This window comes from Amycolatopsis sp. NPDC059657, from assembly GCF_042734395.1.
Lineage (GTDB): Bacteria > Actinomycetota > Actinomycetes > Mycobacteriales > Pseudonocardiaceae > Amycolatopsis.
Window position 1 is genome coordinate 11097 of record NZ_JBHWEB010000023.1, and the last position, 6261, is coordinate 17357.

At 70.6% G+C, this 6261-nt stretch carries 4 protein-coding genes; all 4 read right to left on the reverse strand.

Annotated features, from left to right (window positions below; all coding sequences use genetic code 11):
• Positions 1 to 125: 125 nt before the first annotated feature.
• Positions 126 to 401, reverse strand: a complete 276-nt coding sequence (locus ACFV15_RS15195; protein ID WP_378351044.1) for a MoaD/ThiS family protein — start codon at positions 399 to 401, stop codon at positions 126 to 128.
• Positions 402 to 1475, reverse strand: a complete 1074-nt coding sequence (locus ACFV15_RS15200) for a WD40/YVTN/BNR-like repeat-containing protein (protein WP_378351045.1) — start codon at positions 1473 to 1475, stop codon at positions 402 to 404.
• 81 nt (positions 1476 to 1556) lie between these two features.
• Positions 1557 to 1970, reverse strand: a complete 414-nt coding sequence (locus ACFV15_RS15205; RefSeq protein ID WP_378351046.1) for a hypothetical protein — start codon at positions 1968 to 1970, stop codon at positions 1557 to 1559.
• Positions 1967 to 6130: a polymorphic toxin-type HINT domain-containing protein gene (locus ACFV15_RS15210; protein WP_378351047.1), complete on the reverse strand. Its 4164-nt coding sequence runs from the start codon at positions 6128 to 6130 to the stop codon at positions 1967 to 1969. Before ACFV15_RS15210 ends, ACFV15_RS15205 begins: the two co-directional genes overlap by 4 nt.
• Positions 6131 to 6261: the final 131 nt, after the last annotated feature.

Here is a 6261-nt window from a genome sequence, read left to right on the forward strand (position 1 = left end):
TTTTTGTTTAACTGAACCGGCTCCGGGTGGGTTGGGGGGGGGTGGTATTTGTTTAACCCCCCCGGGGGGTCCCGTTCCGCCCCCCGGTGCGCGCGGGCCGGCCGCCCCCCCCCCCCCCCCAACGCTCATGCCCCGCCTGCGACCGAAGGAATGATCCGCACCTCCGCGTTCGGCGTCAGAGGGGTTTCCTGCCCCTCGAGCCGACGGCATTCTTCGCCGTCCACGTAGAAGTTCACGTAGCGGCGCAGTCCCCCGCTCTCGTCGCGCAGACGGCGTTCGAGCGCGGGATGCCCGGCGCGGACGAAGTCCAGCGCCGCGCCGAGCGTGGGGGCGTCGACCTCCAGCTCGGCGACACCGCCGGCGAGCGGGCGCAGCATGGATGGCAGGCAGACCTTCGCCATCTAGATCACCGCGGCCCGCACGCAGAACACGTCCGGCAGGTGCGAGGCGACCAGCTGCCAGCTCTCGCCCTCATCGGGACTCATCCACACCTCCCCGGAGCGCGAGCCGAAGTAGATGCCGGCCGGATCGGCGTCGTCCGCGCACATCGCGTCGCGCATGACGGCCGAGTAGAAGCCCTCCGAGGGCAGCCCCTTGCCGAGCCCGGTCCACGACTCGCCCGCGTCCTCACTGCGGTAGACCCGGCAGCGGCCGTCCGGCGGGAAGCGCAGCACGTCCGCGACCAGCGGGAAGTTGTAGATCACGTCCGGCTTGCGGGGATGCGCGACCATCGCGAACCCGAAGTCGCCCGGCAGTCCTTCGGCGATCGACGTCCAGGTGGCCGTGTCGTCGTCGCTGCGGTAGACGCCGCCGTGGTTCTGCAGGAAGTAGCGATCAGGGTTGGCCGGGTTCATCGCCACCTTGTGCACGCACTGCCCGTACTCGGGGAACTCCCCCGGCAGGAAGTCCGCCTTGATGCCGTGGTTCGACGGCCGCCAGGTCTCGCCGCCGTCCTCGGTGCGGTAGACCCCGCCGGTCGACATGGCGACCGTGACCCGCTCCGGATCGGTCGGGTGCGGCAGGATCGTGTGGATCATCATCCCGCCGCCACCCGGGGTCCAATTGGCACGATGCTCGTGTTCCCACAAGCCCCTGACCAGCTCGAACGTCTGCCCGCCATCGGTCGACTTGAACAACGCCGACGGCTCGACGCCCGCGTAGACCACGCCGTCGCCGAGCGCGATCTGCCAGACGCCCTTGACCGCCTCGCCGGTGTCCTCGGGGAAGGCCACCGGCGCGTGGTCCGGCTCCTGCCAGGTCTCACCGAAGTCCACACTCGACGCGATGGTCGGGCCGAAGTGCTCGTTGGCCGCCGCCACGAGCACGCGTGGCGACGGCCCCGAGGTGTCGATGGCCAGCGTGTGGACATCGGTCATCGGGAAGTGCGGCTTGGACAGTTCCCAGCTGCTCCTGCCGCCCGAGCTCCTGGCCAGGAACAGGCCTTTGCGCGTGCCGATGCCGAGCAGGACGTCCATCACGAGCCTCCAGCCGAGTGGTGTGTCTCAGGTCACAAGGCACGCTACCCCCGGGCACCGACAATTTCAGTGCGCCGCTGGTCAGGCGAAGAACGACTCGATCCAGGTCCCGAGCAGCTCCACACAGGCCGGTTCCAGCGCCTCGGCGAACTCGTCGATCGCCCGGTCGATGTCCTCGGTGAACACCACCGACGAGACCACCGCGTGTTCGAGGTCGTCCCCGGCGTTGACGAGCTGCCAGCCGCCGTCGGCCGGGATGATCCGGACCGCCCAGCGGCCGTCCAGTGCCATCGAGTCGAAGACGAACTCGCCGCGCGAACGCTGCCATGACCGCAGCGCGCCGACCAGTTCGACCACGGGGAACAGGACTTCGCCGTAGATCTCCCGTTCCCCGTCGAGCACACGCAGGTCCGCCTCGACGTTGTGGAAGACGTCCGCGGACTCCCGCGTGCTCAGGTAGTCCGACCGCAGGCCGGAGAAGGCGAACCTGATCATGGCGCCGGCACGCTCGCTTTCGGGAAAGCGTTGAACACTTTGCCCTCCTCGTTGATGCACAACATGATGTACTGCTCGCCCCTGGTGCCGACCGGTCTGCCCATGTTGACGAACACCTTGATCGACGTCCCGCTGTTCGTCCGGAACACGTGGTTGCCCGTCTTCGCGAGCGCTTCTTCGACCCAGCGGGTCGCCTCCCCGAGGTCGGCGGTGTTGAACTTGGTCCACCGGCCGCGCGCGGTGGACAGGTGCTTGTCCTTGACGAAAATCTCGCCGGTGCGGCCGAGCGCCTTGGAGACGATGATCGGCGCCTGGTTGAGCATCTCGGTCGCGCGGTGGACCAGCTCCGTGCACGCGTTGCCGTCATTGTGCACGAGCACCGGCACCGGGCCCGCGAACGCGTAGTAGGTGTGGAACGACTTGACCGACAGGTTGTGCACCCGCTGGATCTCGGTCCTGGCCACCGTCGCGCGCACCCGGTGCAGCCCGCCTGCCGGGTCGCGGAGCTGATCGCCCGGCTTGAGGTCCTTGGCGTCGACGAAGTCGTGCGCGGCCTTTACCCAGAAGGGGTGCCCGTCCGTCGCGACGATCCGGCCGGTGCCTCCGAAACCCGTTTCGACGTCGATGTCGACCAGGTGCTTCACGCCCTCGCCGATGATCAGCTTGGTGACCTCCTGCGGCTTCGTCACCCGCGTGGCGGGGTCCGTCGCGAGCACCAGGTCGCCGACCACGACGTCGGCGATCGGCTTGCGTGATCCGTCGCCCATCAGCACCGGCGTGTCCGGGGTGAAGCTGTTCGGGATCTTGCACGCCTTGAGCGCCGCGACCGTCGCCTGCATCTCGGTGGTGAACTTGGTGCCCGCGTTCGCCGCGTCCAGGAAGTGGTCGAGGCTGCCGACGACCTTGGTCACCGCGGAACCGACCTTCGGCAGCTTCGCGATGAGCAGGATCAGCGAGCCGACGTTGATGATGGTCCACAGGCAAGCGGCGACGTCACCCTCGCCGAAGCACCGCTTGGCATCGTTGACCCCGATGATCTCCAGCAGAACGTCGGCGCCGTTCTCCTTGATGAAGTCGAGGATGCTCTTGTTGGCGTCCGCCTTCGCCTTGTTGTAGGCGTCGATGCAGTCCTTGTCGCTTTCGCAGGTCTCCTCGATGATGTCCTGGTCTTCTTCGCTGAGTTCCTGGACATTCGCCTCGCTGTGCTCGGCGGCTTCCTTCTTCCGCGCGTCGGCCGCCTTGCGTTCGGCTTCTTCCGCGCGGTCGGCGGCCTGCTGGGCCTCCTTGGCGTAGCCGAGTGCGTTCTTGACGGCCGCAGCGGCGGCGTCGGCGTGCTTCTGCGCGCTGTCCGCCGCCTGCTGGGCCAACACGGCGTCGGCCTCGGCCGCGTCCGCCGAACCACGGGCCGCCGCGGCGTCGGCCTCGGCCGCGCTGGCGGCGGACCTGGCCGCTGCCGCGTCCTTTTCGGCGGCTGCCGCGTTGCGACCCGCGATGGCGGCGTCGTTGGCCGCCGCGTTGGCCGCCTTGCGTGCGAGTACAGCGTCGTCGTGCGCCTGTGCGTCGGCGGTGTTCGCCCTGGCGGCGGCGGCACGCGCCGCCGCACCGTCTGCCGCTGCTTCCGCGGCCGCCTGCTGGGCTTCCGCTGCCGAACGTGCCGCGGTCGCCGCTGAAGCCGCGGCTTTGGCCGCGGCTTCGAACGCCGGCTTGATCTCATCGTTCGCGTGGGCGGCGGCCTCCGCAGCCAGGTTGGCGGCGGTGACGGCTTCGTTGGCGCGATCCTGCGCGGCCTTGGCCTGCTCGGCGCCGACGGCCTTGGCCTGGTTCGCCACGAAAACCGTGAAATCGGCGTCGATGTCGCCACCGGTGAACGGCGCGACCACGCCGATCGCGGTGTTCGCCGGGTCAGTGATCGCCTGAGACGACGCACGCGCCGCCGTAGCCGCCCTGATCGCGATGCCTGCCTGGGTGGCGGCGGAAACGGCTTCAGCGGACGCCGCGTCGGCCTCGGCCTTTGTCCGTTCCGCCGCTCGGTGCGACTGCACTGCCTCGGAAGCCGCCTGCTCGGCGAGCTGGACCGCGGCGCGGGCCGCGTCGGCCGCCTTCGCTTCGTTGGCCGTCGCGTCCGCGGCGGCCGCGTTGGACCGCAGCGCGGCGGCGTGCGTGGCGGCGGCTTCGGCCTCTGCCTTGTTCGCGGCGGCGTTCGCGCGTGCCGCCGCGGCTTCCGCGTCGCGAGCGGCGGCGCGAGCCCTCGCCGCGGCCATGGTCGCGGCGGTGGCGGCGGCCCTGGAGTTCACCGCGGCACCGGTCGCGGTGTTCGCGGCGCCACGCGCTCCGACGGCCGCACCCATGGCGAGGTTGGCCTCACCACGTGCGGCGGCGGCCGCGTCCTTGGCCGTCTTCTCGGCGGCACTACCGGGGACCGTGGCCTGTGCCATGGCCTCCATCGCCTGCGCGCGTGCTTCCGCCGCACGCTGGTTCCGCTCGGCGTCGAACGCCTTGTTGCGCGCGGTCAAAGCGTTGCCCTCGACCGTTTTCGCGTCGGTCTCGGCGCCGCCCGCGATGGCGTCCTGCGCCTGCGCGCGCACTCGCGCGTCACGCGCGATGCCCGCGTAGTAGTCGGCCTCGCCGCGCGCCGACCGCGCGACCGCGGCCTGCTGCTCGGCCCGCGCCCTCGCGGCACCCGCCGCCGCACGCTCACGCTCGGCGATCGCCCGAGCCGCGGCGGCCTTGCGCGCTTCAGCCTCGGCCACCAGCCGTGCGTCACGCGTGCGCTGCGCGGCCGCCCATGCCTGGGTTTCCGCGGTTTCAGCGGCTTGACGAGCCTGCTTCGTCCGCACCGCCGCGTCCTTCGCGGCGTCGGCCTGCACCTTGGCGGCGTCGGCGATCCTGGCAGCCGCCCCGGCGTGCTCTTCCGCGTGCAGCCGCCACTGGTGCGCCTCTTCCGCGTGCCGCTCCGCCTTCTCCTGGGCGTTGCGGGCCTGGTCGGTCGCCGCGGTCGCGTCGATCGCGTGCTGTGCGGTCTCCGCGGCCGACACCGCGGCCGAGGCGGCGGCGGCCATGCCCTGTGCCATCCGCGTCCAGTCGGCGCCATACGGCAAACCGGTGTCGACGAGCACGTTCGCCTGAATCGTCGCCGCGGCGGACGCGGCCTGCGCGTCCGAAGCGGCCTGCTGCGCGTAACCCAGCTGGCGGGCGACCTCGGCCTTGACGGCGTTGAACGCGTCGAGGGGGTGCTGCCCGCCCGCGGCGTTCGCGGCGAGGATCTGTGCGGCCTTGCGTGCTTCGGTGCCTGCCGCGATCAGCGCGTTCGACGAGCGTTCCAGCGCGCGGACGCCGTTTCCGTGTGCCACCAGCAGGTTCCGGCGCGCCTCGTTCGCACGCGCTGACCGCTTGGCAAGATCTGAGAGCTCTTCGGCCGCTTTGTCACGCGCCTCTTGATCCTTGAGAAACTGCTCGCGCGCGTCCGCGTCGGCCTTGGCCGCGTTGAGATACCCGGTGTTGAGAAACTCGGCGATGGCCACGTCACCGGCGTCGAGCGCGGCCTGCGCGGCCTTCTTGACCTCGAGGCCGCCCGCGGCGACCAGCATCTGCACCCGCGCGCGGTTCTGCGCGGCGCGCGCCTGGGTGTCCTGCACGCTGGCCGCGTCGCGCTGTTCGGCGATCGCCTTGCCGTACAGCAGGAAGTTGGCCCGGTCGCTCGGCGAACCGGCGAGCACACGGTCCACTTCGGACTTCAGGTACTGACCGCCGGTGCCGCGCAACGGCTCGATGGCCGCGCGGTTCTGCCGATCGGTTTCGGCCCGGCGGGCGTTCGCCTGCGCACGGACCGCGGTGACGCCGGTGTCGAGGAACTCGCGCACCTCGCGGTCGCCCTTGGCGAGCGCGGCCGTCGCGGCGGCACGCACCTCGGCGTCCTCGTCGAGTTTCGCGATGTCGGCGACCAGCGTGCGCAGCCGGGAGTCGAACGGCGCGACGCCGTCCTGCCCGTTCCACTCCTTGTACAGCTCCGGCGGCATCGGCCTGGCAGGCGACGATGGCGGTGGATCCTCCGCCAGCACGGCCGCGCGTGCCGTCTCCGCGATCGCCGGAGTGGTCTGAACCATTCCGGCGAACACTGTGAACGCGAGCGACGTGAGCAACGCTCTTCGGACGAACTTCACCGCAAACCCCCAGAGCTCGCTAGCAAAAGGTCGTGAGTGTTGCCGACCGCGAAAAACCGCGGGTACACGAACCACAGGTTTTTTGTGGTTTCGCCGGCGGGGAAGCGGAGCGTGAGTCGACGACCATTCCC